The sequence below is a fragment of the Pantoea sp. Lu_F5_004 genome, from assembly GCF_051136245.1.
Lineage (GTDB): Bacteria > Pseudomonadota > Gammaproteobacteria > Enterobacterales > Enterobacteriaceae > Pantoea > Pantoea agglomerans.
Genome location: NZ_CP194946.1, coordinates 3,026,606 through 3,052,568 on the forward strand (window position 1 = coordinate 3,026,606; position 25,963 = coordinate 3,052,568).

At 56.8% G+C, this 25,963-nt stretch carries 23 protein-coding genes and 1 other annotated feature; of the genes, 12 read left to right on the top strand and 11 right to left on the bottom strand.

The window, feature by feature from the left end; all coding sequences use genetic code 11:
* Window positions 1-225 precede the first annotated feature (225 nt).
* The 6 genes from ACR8BN_RS14150 to ACR8BN_RS14175 all read left to right on the top strand — a co-directional run bounded on the left by ACR8BN_RS14150 (window position 226) and on the right by ACR8BN_RS14175 (window position 4,908).
* Window positions 226-1,146: a peptidoglycan-binding protein gene (locus tag ACR8BN_RS14150; protein WP_434747044.1), complete on the top strand. Its 921-nt coding sequence runs from the start codon at window positions 226-228 to the stop codon at window positions 1,144-1,146.
* Window positions 1,143-1,592, top strand: a complete 450-nt coding sequence (locus ACR8BN_RS14155) for a lysozyme inhibitor LprI family protein (RefSeq protein ID WP_080701257.1) — start codon at window positions 1,143-1,145, stop codon at window positions 1,590-1,592. Before ACR8BN_RS14150 ends, ACR8BN_RS14155 begins: the two co-directional genes overlap by 4 nt.
* Before the next feature lie 186 nt (window positions 1,593-1,778).
* Entirely contained in the window at window positions 1,779-2,552 is a 774-nt protein-coding gene (locus ACR8BN_RS14160; protein ID WP_163842037.1) for an SDR family oxidoreductase, read from the top strand.
* A 79-nt stretch (window positions 2,553-2,631) separates the two neighbouring features.
* On the top strand, window positions 2,632-3,489 hold the full coding sequence (locus ACR8BN_RS14165) for a thioredoxin family protein (protein WP_022626096.1): 858 nt from the start codon (window positions 2,632-2,634) through the stop codon (window positions 3,487-3,489).
* 58 nt (window positions 3,490-3,547) lie between these two features.
* Entirely contained in the window at window positions 3,548-4,462 is a 915-nt protein-coding gene (locus ACR8BN_RS14170) for an SPFH domain-containing protein (protein WP_010259065.1), read from the top strand.
* A complete protein-coding gene (locus ACR8BN_RS14175; RefSeq protein WP_010671234.1) occupies window positions 4,462-4,908 on the top strand; it encodes an NfeD family protein in 447 nt (148 codons plus the stop codon). The genes ACR8BN_RS14170 and ACR8BN_RS14175 overlap by 1 nt, the downstream gene beginning before the upstream one ends.
* Here ACR8BN_RS14175 and cueR read toward each other — a convergent pair.
* Window positions 4,896-5,300, bottom strand: a complete 405-nt coding sequence (gene cueR, locus ACR8BN_RS14180; RefSeq protein ID WP_039388344.1) for a Cu(I)-responsive transcriptional regulator — start codon at window positions 5,298-5,300, stop codon at window positions 4,896-4,898. The two genes, ACR8BN_RS14175 and cueR, sit on opposite strands and share 13 nt — an antisense overlap.
* A 97-nt stretch (window positions 5,301-5,397) precedes the next feature.
* On the opposite strand from cueR, the gene copA reads away from it, so the two are divergent.
* From copA to ybaK, 3 genes are all read left to right on the top strand, one after another.
* Window positions 5,398-7,911, top strand: a complete 2,514-nt coding sequence (copA, locus tag ACR8BN_RS14185) for a copper-exporting P-type ATPase CopA (RefSeq protein ID WP_434747045.1) — start codon at window positions 5,398-5,400, stop codon at window positions 7,909-7,911.
* 71 nt (window positions 7,912-7,982) lie between these two features.
* A complete protein-coding gene (locus tag ACR8BN_RS14190) occupies window positions 7,983-8,786 on the top strand; it encodes a TraB/GumN family protein (RefSeq protein ID WP_064704609.1) in 804 nt (267 codons plus the stop codon).
* A gap of 174 nt (window positions 8,787-8,960) precedes the next feature.
* A complete protein-coding gene (gene ybaK, locus ACR8BN_RS14195) occupies window positions 8,961-9,440 on the top strand; it encodes a Cys-tRNA(Pro)/Cys-tRNA(Cys) deacylase YbaK (protein WP_022626098.1) in 480 nt (159 codons plus the stop codon).
* Here ybaK and ACR8BN_RS14200 read toward each other — a convergent pair.
* The gene (locus ACR8BN_RS14200; protein WP_010671230.1) at window positions 9,437-10,306 is read right to left on the bottom strand and encodes a LysR family transcriptional regulator; all 870 of its coding nucleotides are present in this window, start codon (window positions 10,304-10,306) and stop codon (window positions 9,437-9,439) included. The two genes, ybaK and ACR8BN_RS14200, sit on opposite strands and share 4 nt — an antisense overlap.
* A gap of 89 nt (window positions 10,307-10,395) precedes the next feature.
* Between ACR8BN_RS14200 and ACR8BN_RS14205 the strand changes: the two genes are divergently transcribed.
* A complete protein-coding gene (locus ACR8BN_RS14205; protein ID WP_022626100.1) occupies window positions 10,396-10,827 on the top strand; it encodes a multidrug/biocide efflux PACE transporter in 432 nt (143 codons plus the stop codon).
* 34 nt (window positions 10,828-10,861) lie between these two features.
* Here ACR8BN_RS14205 and ushA read toward each other — a convergent pair whose 3' ends face one another.
* Entirely contained in the window at window positions 10,862-12,577 is a 1,716-nt protein-coding gene (ushA, locus tag ACR8BN_RS14210; RefSeq protein WP_221932381.1) for a bifunctional UDP-sugar hydrolase/5'-nucleotidase UshA, read from the bottom strand.
* A 591-nt stretch (window positions 12,578-13,168) separates the two neighbouring features.
* Here ushA and ybaL point away from each other — a divergent pair.
* Window positions 13,169-14,863: a YbaL family putative K(+) efflux transporter gene (gene ybaL, locus ACR8BN_RS14215; RefSeq protein ID WP_031592155.1), complete on the top strand. Its 1,695-nt coding sequence runs from the start codon at window positions 13,169-13,171 to the stop codon at window positions 14,861-14,863.
* A gap of 436 nt (window positions 14,864-15,299) precedes the next feature.
* Here the strand turns inward: ybaL and ACR8BN_RS14220 are convergent, their stop codons facing one another.
* The 4 genes from ACR8BN_RS14220 to ACR8BN_RS14235 form a co-directional block, all read right to left on the bottom strand.
* Window positions 15,300-16,601, bottom strand: coding sequence for an inosine/guanosine kinase (locus tag ACR8BN_RS14220; RefSeq protein WP_010255936.1), 1,302 nt, complete (start codon window positions 16,599-16,601; stop codon window positions 15,300-15,302).
* A 58-nt stretch (window positions 16,602-16,659) separates the two neighbouring features.
* Window positions 16,660-17,619, bottom strand: a complete 960-nt coding sequence (hemH, locus tag ACR8BN_RS14225; RefSeq protein WP_031592157.1) for a ferrochelatase — start codon at window positions 17,617-17,619, stop codon at window positions 16,660-16,662.
* A gap of 113 nt (window positions 17,620-17,732) precedes the next feature.
* Window positions 17,733-18,377, bottom strand: coding sequence for an adenylate kinase (adk, locus tag ACR8BN_RS14230; RefSeq protein WP_010671225.1), 645 nt, complete (start codon window positions 18,375-18,377; stop codon window positions 17,733-17,735).
* Window positions 18,378-18,506: 129 nt separating this feature from the next.
* Complete coding sequence (locus ACR8BN_RS14235; protein ID WP_010255933.1) at window positions 18,507-19,367, bottom strand: DUF6024 family protein; 861 nt, start codon at window positions 19,365-19,367, stop codon at window positions 18,507-18,509.
* A gap of 186 nt (window positions 19,368-19,553) precedes the next feature.
* Here ACR8BN_RS14235 and ACR8BN_RS14240 point away from each other — a divergent pair, with 186 nt between their 5' ends.
* Window positions 19,554-20,423 carry a LysR substrate-binding domain-containing protein gene (locus tag ACR8BN_RS14240; protein WP_022626103.1) on the top strand — a complete coding sequence of 290 codons (870 nt, stop codon included), beginning with the start codon at window positions 19,554-19,556 and terminating at the stop codon, window positions 20,421-20,423.
* A 358-nt stretch (window positions 20,424-20,781) separates the two neighbouring features.
* Here the strand turns inward: ACR8BN_RS14240 and htpG are convergent, their stop codons facing one another.
* The 4 genes from htpG to dnaX all read right to left on the bottom strand — a co-directional run bounded on the left by htpG (window position 20,782) and on the right by dnaX (window position 25,831).
* Complete coding sequence (htpG, locus tag ACR8BN_RS14245; protein WP_029519428.1) at window positions 20,782-22,656, bottom strand: molecular chaperone HtpG; 1,875 nt, start codon at window positions 22,654-22,656, stop codon at window positions 20,782-20,784.
* Between the two features lie 97 nt (window positions 22,657-22,753).
* Window positions 22,754-23,359, bottom strand: coding sequence for a recombination mediator RecR (gene recR, locus ACR8BN_RS14250; RefSeq protein WP_003850420.1), 606 nt, complete (start codon window positions 23,357-23,359; stop codon window positions 22,754-22,756).
* A complete protein-coding gene (locus ACR8BN_RS14255) occupies window positions 23,359-23,691 on the bottom strand; it encodes a YbaB/EbfC family nucleoid-associated protein (protein WP_031592161.1) in 333 nt (110 codons plus the stop codon). Before ACR8BN_RS14255 ends, recR begins: the two co-directional genes overlap by 1 nt.
* A 55-nt stretch (window positions 23,692-23,746) precedes the next feature.
* Entirely contained in the window at window positions 23,747-25,831 is a 2,085-nt protein-coding gene (gene dnaX, locus ACR8BN_RS14260; protein ID WP_143990507.1) for a DNA polymerase III subunit gamma/tau, read from the bottom strand.
* Window positions 24,344-24,405 (bottom strand) — a sequence feature (DnaX frameshifting element). Its footprint overlaps the gene before it by 62 nt.
* Window positions 25,832-25,963 lie beyond the last annotated feature (132 nt).

A 25,963-nucleotide genomic window follows, 5' to 3' on the forward strand; every position in this document is an offset into this window, starting at 1 on the left:
TAAATAACGGCAAGGTGGCGACGGAGATTTTCGACCGCTTTGCCATCTCTAAGAGTCCAGGCTTCCTCTCTAAACAATATCAATGCGAAAAGATAATTCTGCCGTTCCTTAAAATTCACTTTAATGCATCTTAAATTAGCATTTTAACAGTCGCATATAAGTTGGCGCTGCCCTCTCCAACTGGTTAATATTTCTGCACGGAATTTTAGCTGCAAAGGAATGTATATGCCCTATCACCGCTATCACGTCCCTCGCATATTTCGCCTGACTTCATCTGTCGGCGCTTGTGGGACCAATAATCCCGATGAAGTTAAATCAATCCAACGCCTGATAAATGATGCTGGCTATCAGTTCGCAACGGGTCGCAGGCTCCCAACAAATGGACAATGCGATACTGCCACCACTGAGGCTATACGCTGGTATCAGCCGTTGCTGAACCTCTCGCCGAGTGGATTGGTTCAGCCAGCCGACACATGGTTTATCAGGGCAATAAGTGAAGCAACCACACCTGGCTGGCGGCCTTCTAATACCTCTGGCCCCTTACGAGTCAGCCAGGGACAAATTACTTTTGACGCCGAAGGCACCGACTATATAACCGCCGTGGAGCCCTTCAAACAGCGCCGCTATCCCAATTTTTCACGCATTCTTCAATGGCCGCCCACGAGTTTTTCGGGGGTTACACTTGGTCGAGGCTATGATATGGGCAGTAGATCTGCTGGTGAAATCTACTCCACACTAAGGCAAGCTGGGATTGAAGAATATAAAGCCGTTCTGTGCTCTAAAGCAGCTGGTCTGAAAGGGCGGCACGCAGAACAGTTTGTTAAGGTTTATGGTCCGTTGGTCGGCGAGATAACCCACAATCAACAAATCCGACTTTTTGAAATTGCATACAGGGTTAAACGGAACGAAGCCCTTAACCTTTATCGGCGAATAGCACAATCCATGCCTTCTGCCCCGGCATGGGAACAGTTAGACCCCAAAATTCGAGATGTCGTAACCGATATTTTCTATCAGGGTGTTCACAATGCCAGAGCACTGTTTCAGGCCGCAATTGAAGGTAAGCCCGCATTAATAGCCCATATTAAAAGTAGTCCTACATACATGACCTACGAAAACTACAGAAACAGAATAAGGTATCTACAGTGAAAAAAGTCTTAATTCTAATGGTCGCTCTTATTGCACCTGCTATGGCGCAGGCTGAATTATCATCAGGGCCAGAACGTGACGCCTGCTTCAAACAGAATGAAGACATACCAACTGCATATAACTGTCTGTCTGCCAAAAGAGACAACAGCAATAAAGCGCTGGATGCGCTAATAGCGGATACAGTTAAGAGAATCAAAGCCAATAATGTCGGCCCTTTTAATGGAAAAGAGTCCAGCAAAGAAACGTCCGGAGACGTTTACTCTCGGCGCTTTCTGGATGCGCAAAAAAAATGGAAGGATTACCGGACTCAACTTTGCCTGTCTGTAGCTACAGAGCTTAACGAGGACGCATACGACTACCAGTCATATATCGACCAGTGCCAAATTAATCTGAACAAAAACCATTCTGCTGAAATCACACAAATGGGACTGCCACCCGTCAATTAAGCACACTGGTCTTTCTGCTCAGACGTAAAATCTGAAACCGGGCATTTTTGCGGGGCTGTATAGCCCCGTTTACCGCCCGTTCTGCCAGCCGATGCGGGCGACAAACTGTTAATCCACAACATAAAAGCATTAACGGGTATAACTTAACTTATTGATTATTAAAGCTAATTAAAAGGGTGTAAATTTGTGCAAAAAACCATTCTGATTACAGGTTGTTCCAGCGGTATTGGCCTGGTTGCCGCCCACGATTTACTGGCGCGGGGTTACCGGGTGATCGCCGCCTGCCGTAAAGCAGAGGATGTCGCCCGCATGGAAACAGTGGGCTTTACCGGGCTGCAACTGGATCTCGACGATCCGCAAAGTGTGGATCAGGCTGCCGACACGGTTATCGCGCTCTGCGATAACCGTCTGACGGCGCTATTTAACAACGCCGGATTTGGTCTCTATGGCCCGCTGCACACCCTCTCCCGCCAGCAGCTGGAACAGCAGTTTTCCAGCAACTTTTTCGGCGTCCATCAGCTGACACTGCGTCTGTTACCGGCGTTGCAGGCCAGCGGCGACGGCCGCATTATTAATACCAGCTCGGTGCTGGGGCTGATCTCCACACCAGGCCGGGGTGCCTATGCCGCCAGTAAATATGCGCTGGAAGCCTGGAGCGATGCGCTGCGGCTTGAAGTGCGCAGCCGCGGAATCCGGGTCAGCCTGATTGAACCGGGTCCGATTCAGACCCGTTTTACCGACAATGTGACGCAGGGCGAACAGCATAACCCGGTGCGCAACCCTGGCATCGCGGCACGTTTTACCCTGCCACCGGAAGCCATTCTGCCTAAACTTCGTCATGCACTCGAGAGTAAACATCCGCGTTTACGCTATCCGGTGACACTGGTCGCACACATAATGAGCCTGCTAAAACGGTTACTGCCCGGCTGGATGCTGGATCGCATTTTGCGCAGCCATTAATCAGCCATGCGCAATAGCGCTTGAAGCCGGGCCAGTTGGCCCCATATTCTTAGAACACTTTTTGCAAAGAGACTTATCCATGTCACCACAAGCTTCTATCATCGACATCAACGAATCTAACCTGCAGCAGACCCTTGAGCAGTCGATGCAGCTGCCGGTGCTGTTCTACTTCTGGTCTGAGCGCAGCCAGCACTGTCAGGAGCTGACGCCTGTGCTGGAGCGCCTGGCGCAGGAGTACGCGGGTCAGTTTATTCTCGCAAAACTGGATTGCGACAAAGAGCAAAGGGTGGCGTCGCAGTTTGGTCTGCGTTCAATCCCGACCGTCTATCTGTTCCAGGATGGTCAGCCGGTTGATGGCTTCCAGGGACCGCAGCCGGAAGAAGCGATCCGCGCCCTGCTGGAAAAAGTCCTGCCGCGCGAAGAAGAGCTGAAAGCGCAGCAGGCGATGGCGCTGATGCAGGAAGGTAAACCGCTGGAGGCGCTGCCGCTGTTAAAGGATGCGTGGCAGCTGAGCAACCAGTCCAGCGAGATCGGTTTCCTGCTGGCTGACGTACTGATTACCCTTAACCGCAGCGATGAAGCGGAAGCGGTGCTGAAAGTGGTGCCATTGCAGGATCAGGATACCCGCTATCAGAGCCTGATGGCGCAGATCGATCTGCTGAAACAGGCAGCGGATACGCCGGAGATTCAGCAGCTGCAATCCCAGCTGGAGGCTGACCCGACTAACGCCGGGCTGGCTGCTAAACTTTCGTTACAGCTGCATCAGGTGGGTCGTAATGAAGAAGCGCTGGAACTGCTGTTCAGCTTCCTGAAATCCGATCTTAATGCCGCTGATGGCCAGGCGCGTAAAATGCTGCAGGAGATTCTGGCGGCGCTGGGTACCGGCGATGCACTTGCCGCGCGTTATCGCCGTCAGCTCTATTCCCTGCTCTACTAAGCGGCAGCACCACGGGCCGAAGCGACTCGGCCCGTTAATCTGACAACGCGGAGGTTGTATGATAACTGTAATTCCTGCCCTGATTATTCTGGCGCTGGTGGCGGTCTGGGCCACCGTTAAGATCGTGCCACAAGGTTTTCAATGGACGGTTGAGCGCTTTGGCCGTTATACCCGCACCCTGCAGCCAGGATTAAGCCTGGTGGTGCCGTTCATGGATCGAGTGGGTCGTAAGATCAACATGATGGAACAGGTACTCGATATTCCCTCGCAGGAGATCATCTCCAAAGACAATGCCAACGTCACCATCGATGCAGTCTGCTTTATTCAGGTCGTTGACCCGGCGCGTGCCGCGTATGAAGTCAGCAATCTTGAGCAGGCGATTCTGAACCTGACCATGACCAATATGCGTACCGTGCTTGGCAGCATGGAGCTGGACGAAATGCTGTCACAGCGCGACAGCATCAACACCCGCCTGCTGCATATCGTGGATGAAGCGACCAATCCGTGGGGCGTCAAGATCACCCGCATCGAGATCCGCGATGTGCGTCCGCCGCAGGAGCTGATTGGTGCGATGAATGCGCAGATGAAAGCGGAGCGAACTAAACGCGCCGATATTCTGACCGCCGAAGGGGTGCGGCAGGCGGCGATCCTGCGCGCTGAAGGGGATAAGCAGTCGCAAATCCTCAAAGCAGAAGGTGAACGGACCTCGGCGTTCCTGCAGGCAGAAGCGCGCGAACGTCAGGCTGAAGCGGAAGCTAACGCCACTAAGATGGTCTCGGAAGCGATCGCTTCAGGTGATATTCAGGCCATTAACTACTTTGTGGCACAGAAATATACCGATGCGCTGCAAAAAATCGGTGAAGCCAACAACAGCAAAGTGGTGATGATGCCGCTGGAGGCGAGCAGTCTGCTGGGTTCGATTGCGGGCATCGGTGAACTGCTGAAGGAATCACGCACTGAGTCGAAACGCTGATGCTGGTCGATATTATCGCGCATCCGCACTGGTTCTGGCTGACGCTGGGTGGGTTACTGCTGGCGGCTGAGATGCTGGGCACCAGCGGTTACCTGCTCTGGAGCGGGCTGGCGGCGGTCATCGTCGGCCTCATTGAGTGGTTTGTGCCGGTAAGCTGGACGGCGCAGGGCTCTCTGTTTGCCGTGCTGACGCTGATCTGCGTCTTTTTGTGGTATCGCTGGATGCGCCACCGTGAAGCGCGTCAGAAACCCAATGCTCTCAACCAGCGCGGCAGTCAGATGATCGGGTTGCAGCTGACGCTGGATACCGCGCTGCATAACCGCACCGGCCATGTGCGGATCGGGGACAGCAGCTGGCGGGTTGAGGCGGAGCAGGATCTGCCTGCGGGCACAGCAGTGGTCGTAACCGGCATTGAGGGGATTACGCTGCGTATTCAGCCACGCTGACCGCCGCACCCGGCCAGATTGTTGATAATCGGACATTCGGCGCTGTCATCGCCGGGACAGGCCTCTGCCAGCGCCAGCAGGCGGGCGCGCATGACGTGCAGCTCTTCAATATGCGCCGCAATTTCATCCGCTTTCTGCAGAGTGCGGGCTTTTACATCGGCACTGTGGCGCGACGGATTGTTAAATAGCGCCACCAGCTCACGACACTCATCCAGCGTGAAGCCAACCTGTCGCGCCTGGCGTAACAGGTTCAGCTCCTCAAGATGGTGTCCGTTGTAGCTGCGGTAGCCATTTTCACTGCGCAACGGCGGCGTCACCACCCCCTTCTCTTCGTAAAAACGAATCGCCTTGCTGGTCAGTCCGGTCTTTTTTGCCACATCGCTGATGTTCATTTTCGTCCCCTTGACCTTCCCCTTGATGGAAGGTTTATGCTTAAGCATGAATCGAAAATGACCAATCGGTCAAATGGGATTACAGAAGGAGTTGATTATGTCACACACTATTTCTCTGGCACTGGACGGCTTGTCCTGCGGCCACTGTGTCAAACGTGTCAAAGAGGCACTGGAACAACGCGATGATGTTGACCAGGCCGACGTGACCCAAAAGGAAGCGCAGGTTTCCGGTCACGCGGATGCGGCGGCGCTGATCGCTACTGTGGAGCAGGCGGGCTATCACGCGACGCTGAAAGCGGCGGACGCTTCCCCAAAGTCTGAACCGTTGACAGCATCAGAGCCGCCGCCGGAGGCGCTGACAACGGAGTCCGCTTCCCGCCCGGCAGAAACAACACTCCCCACCCATATGCTGCTGATTGAGGGCATGACCTGCGCCAGCTGCGTGAGTCGGGTGGAAAAAGCGCTGCAGCAGGTCGCAGGCGTCAGCCAGGCGCGCGTCAATCTCGGCGAACGTAGTGCGCTGGTGCTGGGCGACGCTGACCCGCAGCAGCTGGTAGCGGCCGTCGATGCCGCAGGTTATGGCGCGCAGGTGGTGGATGACGAGCAGGAGCGGCGGGAGAAGCAGCAGCTCAGCGCCCGCAGCGCGATGCGGCGTTTCAGCTGGCAGTCTGCAGTCGCCTTAGCGTTTGGCGTGCCGCTGATGATCTGGGGCATGGTGGGCGACAACATGATGCTCACCGACCACAACCACGGCGTCTGGCTGACGCTGGGCATCGTGACTCTGCTGATCATGATCGTCACTGGCAGCCATTTTTATCGCAGTGCCTGGCGCAGTTTACGCAATGGCAGCGCCACCATGGATACGCTGGTGGCACTCGGCACAGGCGCCGCCTGGATTTACTCCTTTAGCGTGGTGCTGTGGCCCGACTTTTTCCCGCCACAGGCGCGCCATCTCTATTTCGAAGCCAGCGTCATGATCCTGGGCCTGATCAATCTGGGGCATGCCCTGGAGCAGCGGGCGCGTCAGCGATCCTCTAAGGCGCTGGAAAGATTGCTGGATCTGACGCCAGCCCAGGCGCGGCAGGTTGATCAACAGGGTGACAGGCTGATTCCGGTCAGCGAAGTGCAGCCCGGCATGACGCTGCGGCTGGTCACCGGCGATCGGGTGCCGGTCGATGGCGAAATCGCCACGGGTGAAGCCTGGTTTGATGAAGCGATGCTGACCGGCGAAGCGGTGCCGCAAAGCAAGACCCCGGGCGCAGCCATCTTTGCCGGCACCCTGGTACAGGATGGCTCGGTAGAATTTATCGCCCGGGCGACGGGTAATCACACCACCCTGTCGCGCATTATCCGGCTGGTGCGTCAGGCGCAGAGCAGTAAACCGGATGTGGGTCGTCTGGCGGATCGCATCTCCGCCGTTTTTGTCCCGGTAGTGGTGTTGATTGCACTGCTCAGCGGCGCAGTATGGTATCTGTTCGGACCGCAGCCACAAATTGCCTATATGCTGGTGATCGCGACAACCGTGCTGATTATCGCCTGTCCTTGTGCGCTGGGCCTGGCGACGCCGATGTCGATTATTGCCGGTGTTGGCCGCGCCGCCGAGCTGGGCGTGCTGGTGCGTGACGCCGATGCCTTGCAGCGCGCCAGCCAAATCGACACCCTGGTGTTTGATAAAACCTGCACACTCACTGCCGGCAAGCCGCAGGTCAGTGACGTGCAGGTCTGGGGTGATGCCACCCGTGAATCAGTATTAGCGACCGCGGCTGCGCTGGAGTTCGCCTCGGGTCATCCACTGGCGAAAGCGATTGTCGCCGAAGCGAAACTGACCCAGCCGCCTCTGTTAGCGCAATTTCGTACAATACGTGGCAAAGGGGTCAGCGGTAGTCTGGATGGCAGAACGCTGCTGCTGGGTAATGCCGCGCTGATGCAGGATAACGGCGTCGATTACCAGGCGGCGGAGGCAGAGATTGCACGGCTGACGCAACAGGGTGCAACGCCGGTGTTACTGGCTGAGCAGGGCCAGCTAACCGGGCTTATCGCGCTGCGCGATCAGCTTCGACCGGAAAGCGGCGCAGCCCTGAAGCGACTGCATCAGCAGGGTTTTCGCCTGATTATGCTGACCGGCGACCATGAAAATACCGCGCGCGCCATTGCGGCCGAGGTCGGTATTGATGAAGTTATTGCCGGCGTGATGCCGGAAGGCAAAGCGGCTGCAATTGAACAATTACAGCAGCAGGGCCGTCGCGTCGCGATGGTGGGTGATGGCATCAATGACGCGCCCGCACTGGCGCAGGCCGATGTGGGCATTGCCATGGGTGGCGGCAGCGATGTGGCGGTGGAAACCGCAGGCATTACGTTGATGCGTGCCGACCTGAACAGCGTGGCAGACGCGTTAGCGCTCTCTTCCGCGACCCTGCGCAATATCCGGCAGAATCTGTTTGGGGCATTTATCTATAACAGCATCGGCATTCCGGTGGCAGCGGGTGTGCTCTATCCGCTGACCGGTACCCTGCTCAGCCCGATTGTGGCGGGTGCAGCGATGGCGCTCTCCTCCATTACCGTGGTCAGCAATGCTAACCGCCTGCTGCGTTACCGGCCACCGCGCGAGTGATCGCCGTTTCAGCGCTGTTTTTCACGCGCTGAAGTCGCTAGCATGGGGTTTTGAATCGCAAAGGACCGGGAATGACAGGCAACATCTGGCGCTCACTGCGCGGCTTTATCAGCCAACTTTTTCCCGCCAGTTACCGCTGGCCTGCGATGGATGTCCGGCTTGGCGATCGTCAGCTGCATCTGGTCGGCAGCATCCACATGGGGACGCGCGACATGCAGCCGTTGCCCGCCCGTCTGCTGCGTCAGTTGCAGCAGGCGGATGCACTGATTGTGGAAGCGGATATTACTCAGGGTGGTTCACCCTTTGATCACCACGGCGATCGTCCCGCGCTTTCCACCCGGCTGGATAGCCACGCGATGCAAACGCTCACCGCACTCTGTCAGGAGATGAGCCTCAATCTGAGCCTGTTTGATAATCTGCCCGCCTGGCAGGTGGCGCTGATGTTACAGGCGCAGCAGGCACAAAGGCTGGGATTGCGACCTGACTACGGCATTGATTATCAGCTGTTGCAGGCCGCGAAAGGTCTGAACAAACCGGTGATTGAACTGGAAGGCGCAGAGGCGCAGATCGCCCTGCTGACTGCGCTGCCGGATGACGGCATGGCGTTGTTGCAGGATACGCTGCTGCACTGGCACACCAATGCGCGCCTGCTGCAGATGATGGTGAGCTGGTGGCTCGATACGCCGCCACGCCAGCCGGAAATCACCCTGCCCGCTACCTTCAGCCAGGCGCTGAATGATACGTTGATCGGTCAGCGAAATGCGCAGTGGCGTGACCGGCTTCAGGGATTATCAGCGGGAAACTATGTGGTGGCGGTCGGTGCTCTGCATCTCTACGGCGAAGATAACCTGCCTGAGATGCTGAAGAAGCCCTGAAAAAAAGAGAGCCGATAATATTATCGGCCCGTCAAAGAGGAATTTGTTTATGATTTTGGTTATCGCTCAGCAATCGGATTGCTGGCGCGCGGCTAATTTTCACTCAAAGAACAAAGTTTCGCCACCTTTTTCCACGATTCTGCGTAATAAGATTTTTCTTAGTAAGGAACCTGTATGACGCCCGCCGTAAAATTGCTGGAAAAACAAAAAGTCAGCTTCACCCTGCATCCCTATGAGCATGACAGCAGCGAAACCCATTTTGGTGACGAAGCGGTACGTAAACTCAATCTGGATGCGCGCCAGGTCTATAAGACGCTGCTGGTGGCGCTGAATGGCGAGGCGAAACAGCTGGCAGTGGCGATTACGCCGGTATCGACGCAACTGGATCTGAAGAAGGTGGCAAAGGCGCTGGGCGCGAAGAAAGCGGATATGGCCGACCCACAGCTGGCACAGCGGGTTACCGGCTATCTGGTGGGCGGCATCAGTCCGCTGGGGCAGAAAAAACGGCTGCCTACGGTGATCGACCACTCTGCCAGCGCGTTTGACGCCATGTTCATCTCAGGCGGTAAGCGTGGGCTGGATATCGAACTGGCTCCCCAGGATCTTTCACGACTGCTGGACGCCCCGTTTGCGGATATCGCCCGCCACGACTAAACCCGTGGCTGGGCGCAGAGCTGATCGATCATCCAGCGACCCGCTGGGCCGGGTGGCGTACGGCGTGACCAGACCACCTCAATGGCGATATGCTGAGGCCAGCCCGGCATCGACAACTCTTTCAGAACGCCATGACCAAACTGTTTCACCAGCCAGCGCGGCAGAATCGTCCAGCCAAATCCCTGCTCCGCCATCTCCAGCAGTAACAGATAGGTCGGTGCCGACCAGATGCGCCCCATTGGCGCGGGTTCAGATGCCTCAACCCAGGTATTTAATCGCAGGTGACGAACCCCTTCCAGCTCGCTCTCGCTCAGGGTCTTAAGCTGGGCCAGCGGATGATCGCGATGTAAAAAGACCGCCATCTGCGCTTCAACCTGCAGTCGCGCCACCGCGATATCCACCGGCAGATTGGGCTGTGCCCGCACCACGCCCAGATGTACCCGCCCGGCCTGCAGCAGATCCAGCACATCACCATCCTCGGCAATCATGACCTCCAGTTCAATCTCCGGATAACGGGCATCAAATTGCCTGAGCAGATGCTCGTGATGATCGGTTTGCCAGAAGTCTGACATGGCAAAACTGAGCCGGGGTTCAACGCCCTGCGACAGCCGTATCGCCAGCGCATCCAGCCGCTCGCTGGCTGCCAGGATCTGCTGAACCTGAGGAATAACGCGGCGTCCCTGCTCGGTGAGAACCGGCTGACGCCCTGCCCGTTCAAATAGCGCAAAGCCAAGGTCGTCTTCAAGACTGGCTACCGCCGCGCTGATGGTGGACTGACTTTTACCCAGCGCGCGCGCAGCGGCAGAGAAAGAACCGCTCGCCACAGTCTGCATAAAAGCCTCAAGGGATTCCGGGGAGTAACGCATCTGAACCATCGCTTTTTTCGATAGGTGTTCATTTTATCTTAGCATTCTGACGTGTGAAAATGCGCCGCATTATTGAAGGAGAACTCACAATGCGTACCCGCTCACTTAAAGAACGTATTCTTCATGCTGTCTGCTTTGAAACGCTGGCGATTCTGACCGTTTCGCCGCTGGCGGCATGGGCAATGAATAAACCGCTGTTTCAGATGGGATCGCTGGCGATTATGCTCTCTACGGTCGCGATGCTATGGAACATGATTTATAACAGCGGATTCGATCGCCTCTATGCGCCAGGCCAGAAACGCGGCCCGGGCGTGCGTGTATTACATGCGCTGGGATTTGAAGGTGGATTTATCCTGATTGGTCTGCCCATTGCCGCCTGGATGCTGGATATCTCTCTGGGTCAGGCTTTCCTGGTAGAAGTGGCTTTTTTCCTCTTCTTCCTGCCCTACACCATGGCTTACAACTGGGTGTGGGACAAACTGCGCGAGCGCTGGATCAGACGTCACCCCTGCCGGGCGTAAGAAAAACGGGAGGCGCAAGCGCCTCCCGGTCAGTTCAATGCGTGGCGGCTGTTTCGTTTCCCCAAGGCCAGATCCACGCCAGGATCATTTTTGGATAGTTACGCTTGCGCGCTTTTTCCGCAGCCTCATCCCGCGCCCGGATCTGCTCATCGCTCAGATGCACAATCTGCCCTTTCGGCTGATAGTCGCTGGCTTTGACCGGCGAGTGCGTCTTGATCCAGTCACGCAACACCTGCGCATCAACTGCTCCGCTGTTGAGATAACCCGCATGATTATCCAGACGCGGATAACCGTCGCCGCCAGCCGCATTGAAGCTGTTGGTTGCCATGCGATAATGCTGCGCATCCTGCAGCGGTTTACCGTTAATGCTGACGTCGCTGACCTGTTTACCGTCTGCGGTCAGGCTGATACCAGCAAACTGGGCGTAGCCGCCTGAGTCAGGCTGAATATTAGCGACCACATCCAGATATTTTTTGATCTCCGCCCCGGTCAGGCTGACCGAGACCACCTGATTGCCAAACGGCTGGACCTGCAGCAGGTCACGCCAGCTCAGCTTGCCCGATTTCAGCGAGGTGCGAATACCGCCACCGCTCATTACCGCAAAATCGGCTTTGGTGTGTGCCATCTGAGCGCGCAGAATCAGCTGGCCGAGATTTGTCTGCTCAAAGCGAACCTGCTCTTTTTCACCGCTGAAGCTGCCGTCGGCGCTGCCGACATTCACGGTTAACTTCGCCTCAGCCCGTTTCTGGAATGGCATCAGCAGTTTCATCATGGCGGTGTTTTTCGGGATCTCTTCCTGCCAGGTCAGCCAGGTTTCGCTGCCATCCGCGTTCTTTATCTTATGTTTAAGGTTGACCGGCACCAGCTGATAAGCCTCCAGCGTCACCTGCCCGTTACGGAAGGTGAAGTCACCACGTCCGACATATTTGCCCCATTTATCCGCCTGCATAATCCAGATCCCGTTCTGCTGATCGGGTTTGCAGGGCTGGCCCGGCTGATAATTTTTGACGCTGACGTTCTCTTTTTCCATGCAGACCGCATCATGCGAATGACCACCCACAATCAGATCGATGGTGCCGGCAGGCAGGCTGCGCGCCAGGGTGACGTCATCAATGCCATTGCTGCCATGCTTACCGTCGTCATAGTGACCAAGGTGGGTCAGCGCGACAATCACGTCCGGCTTCTCTGTGGCGCGCAGTTCGGCCACCGCCTTCTCCGCCTCCGCAATCGGATCGCGGAATTCGGTATCCGTCAGGCCCGCCGGATTGGCCAGTTTCGCCGTGTCAGGGGTGATCAGCCCGACCACCGCAATTTTCAGCCCGAGACGGTTGAATACCGCCCAGGGCTTAAACAGGCGCTGACCGGTACTTTTCTGATAAACGTTGGCGGCAAGCAGCGGGAATCGCGCCCACTTCTCCTGCTTGCGCAGGACCGCGATGGGCTTGTCGAACTCATGGTTGCCCAGCGCCATGGCATCATAGCCAATCAGGTTCATCGCGCGAAAATCGGGTTCAGCGTCCAGCTCATCGGACTCCGGCACGCCCGTGTTCACATCACCGGCAGAGAGAATCAATGCGCCGCCGCCTCTGGACTGCACATCGTAGCGCATCGTATCCATTAAGGTTTTCTGCGCCGCCAGACCATATTCACCCTGCTCAGTAAACCAGAAATGACCATGTTCATCGTTGGTGTGCAGCAGGCTGAAACGATAGGTGCGATCGGCCTGGGCGGCCTGTGAAAACAGCGGCATCAGGGCCACCAGTAGTGCCACGCCCGCCCCTGTCCATTTAGATAACAACACTGTGATTCTCCTTAATTTGCCGTCTGGCCCGATTTTCTGCCGGTTTGCCCCACTGTGTCGCACATTCCCCCGGCGAACTCAAGGCCAACGCACATCCACCTGCCTCTGTATGCCGCTCTTTTTATCTCCGGACCGCTTTTGCTTAGCGTGGCTGCGCCAGCATAAGCGCAGGCGATCACGTCAGAGCCACGGCTGTTTATGCCGATTACACCGCGACAGGCTGCAATGTTTTTTGTTAACCCACTGCTTACTCCTCCAAAAGCGCCGCTGAACGGCTTTAGTGCGTCTGTCTGCAGATTTGATACTTATCTGCGTCACGCTCAGGTCATTTAGTTGTAATAATTTTTATTTATCCGCCGCGGTTTAAACCGCCAAATCAGCCAGAATTATGGATAATGAATAAAAACAGCCTTCCGGTTGCGTTTTCATCTTATTTTCCTATTTTTTTAGGGTATTCCCGCAAATTGCTCAGCGGAAGAATAGATTTTGAATTAAACTCATTTGTTACAAGCGGATACATTTGTATACAAGGAGACAGGCATGCATCACACCACACCGTTGATCACTACCATTGTCGGGGCACTGGTTCTGGCATTTCTCCTTGGGATGCTGGCGAACCGCCTGCGTATTTCTCCCCTGGTGGGCTACCTGATGGCAGGCGTTATGGCTGGCCCTTTTACCCCCGGCTTTGTTGCAGACACTAATCTGGCCCCTGAACTGGCAGAACTCGGCGTGATACTGCTGATGTTCGGTGTCGGCCTGCACTTCTCAATGAAAGATCTTATGTCGGTAAAGTCGATCGCCATTCCCGGTGCCATCGCACAGATCGCGGTTGCGACGTTACTGGGAATGGGATTGTCATGGACGCTGGGATGGTCGTGGATGACCGGCCTGGTTTTTGGTCTCTGCCTCTCTACCGCCAGTACCGTGGTGTTACTGCGCGCGCTTGAAGAGCGGCAACTGATCGATAGCCAGCGCGGGCAGATTGCCATTGGCTGGCTGATTGTTGAAGATCTGGTGATGGTGCTGACGCTGGTGCTGCTGCCTGCGATTGCCGGCATGATGGAACAGGGCAACGCCAGCGCCGGACTGCTGGCCTGGGACCTGCTGTGGACCATCGGCAAAGTCGCCGCCTTTATGGTGCTGATGATGGTGGTGGGACGGCGTGCCGTCCCCTGGATCCTCGCCCGCAGCGCCGCCACCGGCTCGCGTGAACTGTTTACTCTCGCCGTGTTAGCGCTGGCGCTGGGCATTGCCTTTGGTGCCGTTGAGTTCTTTGATGTGTCGTTTGCACTGGGCGCTTTCTTCGCCGGTATGGTGCTGAATGAGTCGGAACTGAGCCATCGCGCCGCGCGCGATACCCTGCCGCTGCGTGATGCCTTTGCCGTGCTGTTCTTTGTGTCGGTCGGCATGCTGTTTGACCCGTCGATTCTGGTGACGCAGCCGCTGGCAGTGCTGGGCGCGCTGGTCATTATTGTGGTGGGTAAATCGGTCGCCGCCTGGCTGCTGGTGTCGCTGCTCGGCCATTCACGTCGTACGGCATTGACCATTTCGGTCAGTCTGGCGCAGATTGGTGAATTCGCCTTTATTCTGGCCGGTCTGGGTATCTCGCTAGGCCTGCTGACTGACGAGGGCCGCAACCTGGTGCTGGCCGCGGCCATCCTGTCGATTATGCTTAATCCAATCCTGTTTAGCCTGCTGGAGCGTTTCCTGGCGAAAACGGAGACGATGGAAGAGCAGACGCTGGAAGAGGCGATTGAAGACGAGAAGCAGATCCCGGTGGATTTCTGCAATCACGCGGTAATTGTAGGTTACGGCCGGGTGGGCAGTCTGATTGGTCAGAAGCTGCTTGAGGCCAATGTTCCGCTGGTGGTAGTTGAAAACTCCCGCGCCCGTGTTGAAGCGCTGCGCGAGCGCGGTATTAAGGCGGTGCTGGGTAATGCAGCCCGCGCTGACACCATGGAACTGGCCCGACTCGACTGCGCGCGCTGGCTGTTACTGACTATTCCGAATGGCTATGAAGCGGGTGAAGTGGTCACAGCCGCGCGTGAAAAACATCAGAATATCGAGATTATCGCCCGCGCCCACTACGACGATGAAGTCGAGTACATCATGGAACGGGGTGCCACCCGTGTGGTGATGGGCGAACGTGAGATCGCCAGCAGTATGCTGCAAATCCTGCAGGATGAGATGACGCAGGGCGAAGATTTAAAGCCCTGCGATGTCGTGCGCTGATTCCTGTTTAGCAAAGCCTGGCAGGCTACTGATATATCAAAATCAGGGTGAATTTTACCGCAACGAATAAACTCAACACGCAGGGAACGCGGGCTGAGGAGGCAAGCGTCCCGCCGCCCGGACAAAAACGCCGGGAGCGTTTTTGAACAACGCGAAGCGTTGGCCCGGCTACGGGCGCACCTCAGGGATGAGGTGCGTACTAAAAACGCCGGGAGCGTTTTTGAACAACGCAATGCGTTGGCCCGGCTACGGGCGCACCTCAGGGATGAGGTGCGTAATCGTTCGGGCCGAGCGGTCAGGGATGGCTTAAGCGACTTTCCGATCTGTCCGTGTTCCCTGAGCAGGCTCGATCTTATCGCTAACCGAGCCAGACGTTGCCAGTCATCTAAGGCCCTTCTCTTCAGAAGGGCTTTTTTATGCGCGGCAGCTGCCAGCTTTACCGATCCCAGTAAGACTCTTCCAGACTGTCTTCCCGCTCCGGCAGGCCGCGGGTCAGACGCGGCGAATGCTGATTCAGCACCTGGTAGCTGACGCGGTTGGCATATTTACATACCTGCGCCAGCGACGAGTAGGTCAGGTAAGGACGCGCATGTTTGCTGGAGTTCGGCACATTCAGGCTGTGATAGTTGTTGGCGGTGATGTCATGCAGTAACGCCGCCAGCGCACCATCTCCGGCGCCGTTGGTGTTCATGATCTTTTCCGGTCCGCCCATATAAGGCGCGATGTGCGAGAAAATGCGCAGCGGCTGCTGGCAATCCTGCTGGCGCATCACCCGGCTGAACTCATACTGGTTGAATTCAGCAATCGCGCCAGGCAGCAGCGGATGGTTGGTTTTGCGTTTGAACTCTTCTTCGGTGTAACCCGCCATATAGAGCCCAATCGGGCCAGCAGTACACAACACCAGATCGACCCAGTCCAGCGCCATATTGGCAGCGAGCAGCGGATCGCTTTCGCCGGTCAGCGCCAGCGCTTCCTCTTCATTCATCGCCACTATGCTGACATGCTCGCGCAGGAAATCGCGCCAGAACTGAGGATTGTCGCCAATCACATGTTTGGTGCCCAGCGTCAGCACCACCGGCACGTTGTGGCGTTTGGCATACTCAATCGCCCGTAACGTTGCCTGCGGCATCGGTTCACCTTCGGCACAGCGCACCAGATAGGAGGTCAGTACCAGCGCAGAGGCTCCGGCGATCACCTCTTCCGGTACGTTATCCGGATGGAGCTGGTTCATCTGGCCGGGGCTGATAGCAAAGGTTCGCTCGCCATGTTCGCCAATCAGCGTAAAGCAGCGGCCAATGGCGCCATCCACGCCCTGCAGATAGTTAAGATCGACCCGGCTTGAGGTGTTGCAGAGATAGCGATAGGCGTAGCCGCCAATCTGGATGTTATTGCACATGACGCCCAGCAGCACGGAGCGGTCATCGGCCAGCACCGAGAAGTTATGCAGTGTATTACCGATGGTGCCACCAGCAAACTGATGGGTGATCAGCGCTTCCTGCATCAGCTCGTTGTACAACGCTTCCGCGACGGCATTATCGATAACCAGCGAGTGCCCGGCACTCAGGCCATAACGTGCGAGAAAAGCGTCATCGACTTTGGCTTCGATATCCACCAGCGTCTGGTCGATACCCACCACCCAGCTGCCTGCATCAACATCGTGCTGGGCGGGCTGTAATAGGGGATCGCGTGCGCTGACAGGAAAGTAGTGTTTGGATTTGCGTTTGCCGGGAAATTTCATCGGGAGGTGCCGTCTGGAAAAACAGGCGGAGAATGATATCACACTCTCCGCCTGCGCTTTAACGGCGAGCGTCGACCAGTTGCACCATCATGTCGATATGCGCCTCATCGGCGTTCAGCGCAGGGATATACTCAAACTTCTCACCCCCGGCATGCATAAAGATTTCGCAGTTTTCACCACTGATCTCTTCCAGCGTCTCCAGACAGTCTGACGAGAAGCCCGGGCTCATCACCTGAACATGTTTGATCCCTTTAGCGGGCAGGCTTTCCATGGTTTTATCGGTGTAGGGCATCAGCCAGGGCTCACGACCGAAACGCGACTGGAAAGTCATCATGTACTGATCGTCACGCAGGCCCAGCGCTTTGACCAGGGCCGCCGTGGTATCCGCACAGCGCTGCGGGTAGTCATCGCCTTCGTTAGCAAAACGCTGCGGAATGCCGTGGAAGGATAACACCAGCAGATCGGGCTGACCGTGCCGCTCAAAGGATCGCTCTACCGTCGCTTTCAGCGCGGCGATATAGGCCGGATGTTCGGCGTAGTCGCGGATAAACTGCACATCAGGCAGCGAGCGGTAATCTTTGAATACCGCGGTCAGGCCATCCCACACTGCCGCCACGGTGGAGCAGGAGAATTGCGGATAGAGCGGCAGCACAATCAGGCGGGTCACGCCCTGCGCCATCAGCTTATCTACCGCGCTTTTCAGGCTCGGATTACCGTAGCTCATGCCCAGCTCGACGGGCATATCGACCCGTGCCGCCAGCGCATCGCGCTGACGCATGCTGTAAACCAGCAGCGGTGAACCGCCTTCCATCCAGACCGATGCGTAGAGCTTAGAGACGCGCGGCGAGCGAAACGGCAGAATAACGGCATTGAGAACCGGCCACCAGAGCCAGCGCGGCGCATCGACCACGCGCGGATCGCTTAAAAACTGTTTCAGATAGCGTTTAACTGCAGGTGTGGTGGGCGCGTCTGGCGTACCTAAATTAACCAATAACACGCCGGGCTTATCTTGCCTCATTTGAGTTCCTTGATAACAACGGGGATGCGTGAAAACGGGGAAATTGTAGCGGAATAAGCGGGAGGTAAAAGCGATTACTGCAAAAGGGGCCAGTAATACCGGCCCCTGTGAACTTAGCCCAGGATCTTAGCCAGCTCGGCACTCACTTCGGTCACCTTACGGGTGCCGTCGATTTTGTGATAGGCGGTGTTGCCCGCTTCCGCTTCTTTGCTGTAGTAAGCAATCAGCGGCGCGGTCATCTGATGATATTCAACCAGGCGCTTACGCACGGTCTCTTCCTGATCGTCTTTACGCATGGTCAGCTCTTCGCCGGTCACATCATCTTTGCCTTCCACTTTCGGTGGATTAAAAGTGACGTGATAAACGCGGCCTGATGGCGTGTGAACGCGACGGCCCACGATACGCTCAACGATCAATTCATCCGGTACGGCGAACTCCAGCACGTGATCAACGGTGATCCCGGCCTCTTTCATTGCATCTGCCTGAGGAATAGTGCGCGGGAAACCGTCCAGCAGGAAACCGTTTTTGCAGTCTTCCTGGGTGATACGCTCTTTGACCAGCGCAATCACCAGCTCATCGGTCACCAGTTTGCCAGCATCCATAATGGCTTTCGCCTGGTTGCCCAGCTCGCTGCCTGCTTTTACTGCTGCACGCAACATGTCGCCGGTGGAGATTTGCGGAATGCCATACTTCTCCATGATGAATTGGGCCTGAGTCCCCTTACCTGCGCCCGGAGCTCCGAGCAGAATAATACGCATTGCGTAAATCCCCTTGCGAATCGCATTGATCTATCTTAGAAGCGAAAGAACATACCATTATGACCCGCTCATCACAAGGAAGGGCGCGGATCGCGCAGGGCGACCTGAGTCGCTTTTTGGCCCTGGCCCCTACCCGCCTGGTCTGCCTGACGCTTTTTCAGACTTACCGCCTGAGCCGAGCAGGAATTGCAGTCGTCGGCTCAGATGATGGGTCATATTCACGCTTTTTTTGCCGCTGCCGCGCACGTTAGCATTCAGCAGCAGCCGCGCCTGCTGCGGCCATTTCACCACATCTTCCGCATCTGACAGCGATGTGATCACGGAGGCCGGGACATTAAAACTGGCAAACGGCAAGCCGGGCTGATGGCAGGAGTTCAGCGGCAGCGGGTCTGACAGGGAGAGCGCATCGACGGTGGCGGCATTGTAAGGCCGCCAGTGCGGATCGTCGAAGCGGCGCAGTGCCTCATGCGTGGCGGTCAGGGTCAGCCCCTGTTCGAAAAGCCGCAGTTCGCTGCGCACCAGCGTACTGAAGTCATGGGTCCGCAACGCCACCAGCACCAGATCGCTGCAGATCTCAGCGTGGCGATCCAGTCGGGTGACAAACAGATGGGCTTCGTCGATCAGTTTCTGATGCAGCACGCTGGCAAAACTCTCGCTCGCTTCCGTCACCCCCTGGTTCTGGCAATCCCGCAGCGGACGCACGCGGCCATTGGGCAATTCGACATGCGGTACCAGCATGATGCTGCCCGCGATCAGCGGAACTGCTGGCAGGATGTTGAGTTCGGTTACCGGAAAGTGCGAGGCGTAACGGTGCTGATTGCGCGCCTGCTCCTGCCGCAGAAAGAGCTGAGAAAGAAGGACCTGAGCCACATGCAGCGAGGGCGCGAAGAAGAGATCGAACTGCTCCAGCCGGTAAAAACGTGAGAGCGCCAGGCGTAACCGATGGCGCGCCTCTGCTGAAGTTTCAGAGGATAAAGAGCGGTGTGCCATGGTTGTCTCGCTTCGGGGAGTGTGCGGCGTGAACGCTGGTTAAGCGAGGCGGAATACCCTGAAAAATCACAGATATAAGGCTGAGTCAACCCGCCAGAATTTGCCCTACAGACTAGGTCAATGCGGCTGGACTTTAAAATGATATAAATTGACAATCCCTGTTAGATTTTTGCACAGGGGAAGAGGATGAACGGACTGCCGCCACTAAGAGCGCTGCACTATTTTCACCAGGCAGCCTTACACAGCAGTTTTAGCGTGGCGGCTGAACATCTGCATGTTACGCACAGCGCCATCAGCCATCAGATTCGCCAGCTGGAGAGCTGGATGGGCAAACCACTTTTTGTCCGCAGCCATGGCCGCGTGAAACTGACCTCACACGGTGAACGTCTGCTGCTGAGCTGTCAGCAGGCGTTCAGTGAGTTGCGCAGCAGCTGCGAAAGCATTCGTACCGGGCTGCTTCAGCAGATTCGGGTCTCCTGCGCCCCCAGCTTTTTGTCGCAATGGCTGATTCCCCGTATCGCCAGCTTTTATCAACGCTATCCGGAGATTGAGGTTCACTTCCAGCCGCTGACGCAGATCTCGCAACTGCGCAGTGAACATGTGGATGTACTGATCCTCAGTCATGGCGAGCCACCTGAATCTGACATAGACGCCACGCTGGTCAGCGAGGATGAGATTGGCCCGCTCTGCGCACCTCACTTTGCTTCGCAGCTGCGGGTCGGCGAGGATCTGGCCGCGATGCCCCTGCTGCATGCGGATACCCGGCTGCACGCCTGGTCAGAGTGGGCGGACAAAGCTGGGGTCAGTGGCCGCTTTAACGGCGGAAAGCATTTTGAGAGTCTGACACTGGGGATTCAGGCCGCACGAAGTGGTCTTGGCGTCCTGATGGCACCACGTTTACTGGTACGCAAAGAGCTGGAGGATGGCACGCTGCTAGCACCGCTTGGCTTTGTACGCGTCGAGCGTGCCACATGGATGATGACAAAGCAGAGCCGGCGGCATGATACGGAGATCAGCCTGTTTCGCGACTGGCTGCAGGATGCCGCAAAACCATAAAAAAAGCCGGTGAGGGTCACCGGCTTCAGACAACTGACAAATTTACTGCTTTTTAACCCTGAAATCCCGCTCACAATCAGCGCTGACTGAGTCAGACAGACGGCATCAGAGTCAATGCGATGGGAGCATACGCCTGGCGCAAAGCATCGCGGGCCATGGACAAAAACGCCGGGAGCGTTTTTGAACAACGCAAAGCGTTGGCCCGGCAACGGGCGCACCTCAGGGATGAGGTGCGTAATCGCCCGCGCTGAGCCCGCCATGGAGGGCGGCTTTTTGCGTCTTTGCGGAGGGCGTATGCTCCCTGAGCCAGCATCGTATCTGCAACTTCAGGCCGGTGAAAACCACCGGCCTGTTGCCGTTATGCGGTCAGCAGCTGGTTCATGCGGCGGATAAACTGGTTAGGATCGTCCAGCGTGCCGCGCTCGGCCAGCAAGGCCTGATCCAGCAGCAGCTCAATCCACTCACCGAAGCGTGCTTCATCCTGCGTATCCGCAACACGTTTCACCAGCGGATGATCCGGGTTGATTTCAAACAGGTACTTCACTTCCGGCACTTCCTGTCCGGCCGCGGCAAACAGCTTCGCCATCTGCGTGGTCATCTCGTTAGCGTCGGTGGTGACAATCGCCGGGGTATCGGTCAGGCGATGCGTCAGACGCACCTCTTTCACGCGTTCGCCCAGCAGAGTTTTCACCCGCTCAACAAAAGGCTCCAGCGCTTTTTCCGCCTCTTTCTGCTCTTCGGTCTCTTCATCCGCCAGCTTGCTCAGCGATTCATCCGCTTTGCTGACTGACTGGAAGGTTTTACCATCGAACTCAGTGAGGTAGCTCATCATCCATTCGTCGATGCGATCGGAGAGCAGCAGCACCTCAATGCCTTTTTTGCGGAACAGTTCCAGATGCGGGCTGCTCTTCGCGGCGGCATAGCTGTCAGCGGTGATGTAGTAAATCTTCTCTTGGCCTTCCACCATGCGGCTGACGTAATCTTCCAGTGAAATGGTTTGTGCCGAACCTTCACTCTGGGTGGTGGCGAAACGCAGCAGCTTAGCGATCGTCTCCTGGTTAGCGTGATCTTCCGCCGGGCCCTCTTTCAGCACCAGACCAAACTCATTCCAGAAGGTCTGATATTTCTCGTTGTCATCTTTTGCCAGTTTTTCCAGCATCTGCAGGGTACGCTTCGTCAGCGCGGCGCGCAGGCTCTGGGTCACGCGGCTATCCTGCAGGATCTCACGGGAGACGTTCAGCGGCAGATCGTTGGAGTCAATCAGGCCACGCACAAAGCGCAGATAGTTCGGCATAAACTGCTCAGCGTCATCCATGATAAAGACGCGCTGCACGTAGAGTTTCAGGCCATGTTTCTGATCGCGGTTCCACATATCGAATGGCGCACGCGCCGGAATGTAGAGCAGGCTGGTATATTCCTGCTTACCTTCTACCCGATTGTGGCTCCAGGCGACCGGATCGCTGTAATCGTGGGCGATATGTTTGTAGAACTCGTTGTACTCTTCGTCGCTGATCTCAGATTTGTTGCGGGTCCACAGTGCCTGGGCTTTGTTAATCTTTTCCCAGTGGGTCCCTTCGCCTTCTTCATCTTTGCTTTCGATCTCAACCGGCAGCGCAATGTGATCGGAATATTTGCTGATGATGTTTCGCACGCGCCATGCATCCAGGAACTCATCCTCGCCTTCGCGCAGATGCAGGGTGATCTCGGTACCGCGATCGGCTTTCTCAATCTCAGCCAGGGTATATTCGCCCTCGCCTGCGGATTCCCAGAACACGCCTTCTTCGGCTGACGCGCCCGCGGCACGGGTACGCACCGTGACTTTATCCGCCACGATGAATGCAGAATAGAAACCGACACCGAACTGACCAATCAGCTGGCTATCTTTCGCCTGATCGGAGCCCAGGGATTCAAGGAAGGATTTGGTGCCTGATTTGGCGATAGTCCCGAGGTTCTCAATGACCTCATCGCGACGCATACCGATACCGTTGTCGCTGAGCGTAATGGTACGGTTGTCCTTATCAACAGAGAGACGAACGTGCAGCTCGCCATCACCTTCATACAGGCTGGAATCTGACAGGGCACGGAAGCGCAGTTTGTCTGCTGCATCCGAGGCGTTGGAGATCAGCTCACGCAGGAAAATTTCTTTGTTTGAATAGAGAGAATGGATCATCAGGTGCAGAAGTTGTTTTACTTCCGACTGAAAGCCACGGGTCTCTTGTCCTTTCATGGTCATTGCTACCTCAACAAAACAGGTTGAACAAACGTTGAGGTTGATGTGGGGGTGACAGGGAGATTTTCAAGCCGGTGTCTGTCACAACACCGGCAAGTGATTAAAATTTAAACTTCTGGCGGCCCGCCAGTGAATGGGACAGCGTGGTGCCATCAACCATCTCCAGCTCACCGCCCACCGGCACGCCGTGCGCGATACGGCTGGCGTCGACGCCATACTGACCACAGAGTTCCGCGATGTAGTTCGCGGTCGCCTCGCCTTCCACCGTCGGGTTGGTGGCGAGGATCACTTCCTGCAGGGTTTCACTCTCCAGTCGCTGTTCCAGACGATCCAGGCCAATATCAGCCGGACCGATGCCGTCGAGCGGCGAGAGATGTCCCATCAGCACAAAGTAGCGACCGCCAAACTGGCCGGTTTGCTCAATGGCGTGAATATCCGCCGGGCTTTCCACCACGCAGATTTGACCATTCTGCTGACGCCGTGGATTGGCGCAGATGGTGCAAATTTCCTGCTCGGTGAATGTCCGGCAATCGGCGCAGTGTCCAATCTCCGACATCGCCCGGGTCAGCGCCTGCGCCAGCCGCATGCCACCGCTGCGATCGCGCTGCAGCAGCTGAAACGCCATGCGCTGTGCCGACTTCGGCCCAACGCCGGGCAGACAGCGCAGCGACTCCATCAAAGATTCAAGCAGTGGACTGGTTTGCATCAGAACGGCATCTTAAAGCCTGGTGGCAGCTGCATGCCTGAAGAGACAGAAGCCATCTTCTCCTTCTGGGTTTCATCAATGCGACGTGCTGCATCGTTGAACGCGGCTGCAATCAGATCTTCCAGCATATCTTTGTCATCTTCCAGCAGGCTGGGATCGACTTCCACGCGACGGCAGTTGTGCGCGCCGTTAATGGTGACTTTTACCAGGCCAGCACCAGACTCACCGGTCACTTCAATCGCGGCAATCTCTTCCTGAACCCTGGCCATTTTGTCCTGCATCTGCTGGGCCTGTTTCATCAGGTTGCCCAATCCGCCTTTACCACCAAACATAGTTTTCTCTCTCAGCTGAGGCTACAACGCTATCGTTAAGATAGCAGCAGCGTGTTCAAACAGGTCGGATACTCTCCTCATCCAGATCGGCATCAAAAAAGCGCTGCAGCGTCTGGATGTGGGTATCACAGGTGATCGACTGACGCGCCTGCGCCAGTTTCTCTTCGTAAATGGCCTGACGCCATTCAAGTGGCGTCAACACCGATGAATTATCGTCTTCAACTACCGAGAGTTCAACTCTCTGCCCGGCATGCTGACTCAGCGCATCGCTTAATACCTGCTGCGCCGACGGTGAATTAAGGTGACGCTGGCTGCTACGCAAATGCAGGCAGACCCCACTTTCGGTGGTCTCTTTCCAGGCATTTAACGCCAGCTGCTGCACCAGTTTCGGCAGTGGCAGGATCGCAATCTCTGCGGCCCAGGGATCGCGCTGCTGCGCTTCTTCGGCCAGACGCGCCGCCAGCTCAGGGGTTTTCTCATGCTCCAGCGCAGAACGCAAGGCCTTTGGCGTCGCCACCGGCTCCGCCACTTCTACCGGCTGATTAACCGCTTTCCAGCGGTACGCTTCCTCTTTTACCGGGGCGGCAGGCTCGCGATCGCGGATACGCTGCTGACTGCGCTCGGTGACCGAGGCCAGCCGCTCCAGCGCGGAGTTGGCCGGCCGCGCACCTGGCGCTGCCGGCTCACGCTTTTTTGGCTTGTTCGCTCCCTGACGCAACAACTGAGTGCGCGCCTGCAGGAGCTGACTGGTGGAACTGGAGAGTGCAGTGTCAGGTGCGGCATCTGGCGACGGCGAATGCTGCGGTGCAGCATCGGGCGCGGCCATCTGCGGCTGAGCAGCAACCTGCTGCTGCGTCTGCTCCGGCATCTGCTGCGCTACGGGCGACGCGGTGTGCGACGGCGGCGCAGCGGCAGGTGACGGTGAGGCTGGCTGTGCTGCCGGTTGCCGTGCTAACGGCGATGGCCCGGATGCTGCCGGGGACGTCTGCGCAGGGGCGACAGGTGCCGTCTGCTGAGTTAATGCGGGACGCGCAATGGGTTCAGCCACGGCAGCTTTAGGATGAAACGCCAGTGCACGCAGCAGCGTCATCTCCACACCCATGCGACGATCGGGCGCAATCGGCAGATCCTTGCGGCCCATCAACAGGGTCTGATAATAGAGTTGCAGATCGGCGGGCGGCACCACGCGCGCCAGTTCACGCAAGCGAAGGGCGTTACTCTCATCATCGTCGTTGAGCGAGGTCGGCAGCAGTTGCACCATCGCAATCTGGTGCAGCAGGCGCAGCATTTCTACCAGCAGCGCTTCCCATTCCACACCCCGTGACGCGGCCTGGCTCAACAGGTTCATCACCTGCTGACCGTCACCGTCGACCAGCGCTTCCAGCAGCCCCAGCGGCTGTTCATCATCCAGCGTGCCGAGCATGACGCTGACCGTACTGCTGGTCACCGCGCCCTGCCCCATGGCGATGGCCTGGTCGGTAAGGCTCAGCGCATCGCGCATACTGCCATCGGCAGCCCGCGCCAGCAGCTGCAGCGCCCGGGTTTCACTCTCAATCTGTTCCTGTTTCAGAACATGCTCAAGCTGCTGACGGATTTGATCCACATCCAGCGCTTTGAGGTGGAACTGCAGGCAGCGCGAGAGAATGGTCACCGGCAGTTTCTGCGGATCGGTGGTCGCCAGCAGGAATTTAACGTGTGATGGGGGCTCTTCCAGCGTCTTTAACAGCGCATTGAAGCTGTGACGCGACAGCATATGCACTTCATCGATCAGATAGACTTTGAAGCGGCCACGCGCCGGGGCGTACTGCACGTTGTCGAGCAGATCGCGGGTATCTTCAACTTTGGTACGCGAAGCGGCGTCGATCTCAATCAGATCGACAAAGCGGCCCTGCTCAATTTCACGGCAGTTATCACACTGACCACAGGGGGTGGCAGTGATACCGGTTTCGCAGTTAAGGCCTTTGGCCAGCAGACGCGCAATAGTGGTTTTCCCTACTCCGCGGGTGCCGGAGAAGAGATAAGCATGATGGATGCGTCCCAGAGACAATCCATTCGCCAGCGCCGTCAGAACATGTTCCTGACCGACAACATCAGCAAAAGCCTGGGGACGCCATTTTCGCGCAAGTACCTGATAGCTCATGTGGAGTTCGACGAAGTTGGATGGAAAGATGAGCGCAGACGCTCTGCAACCCCTGTATAAGATTGCAGTAGTCTATCAGCTACGCTTTTGGCTGGCACTCGTTATCTTGACGCCGAGGGCGTGACGGCCTCG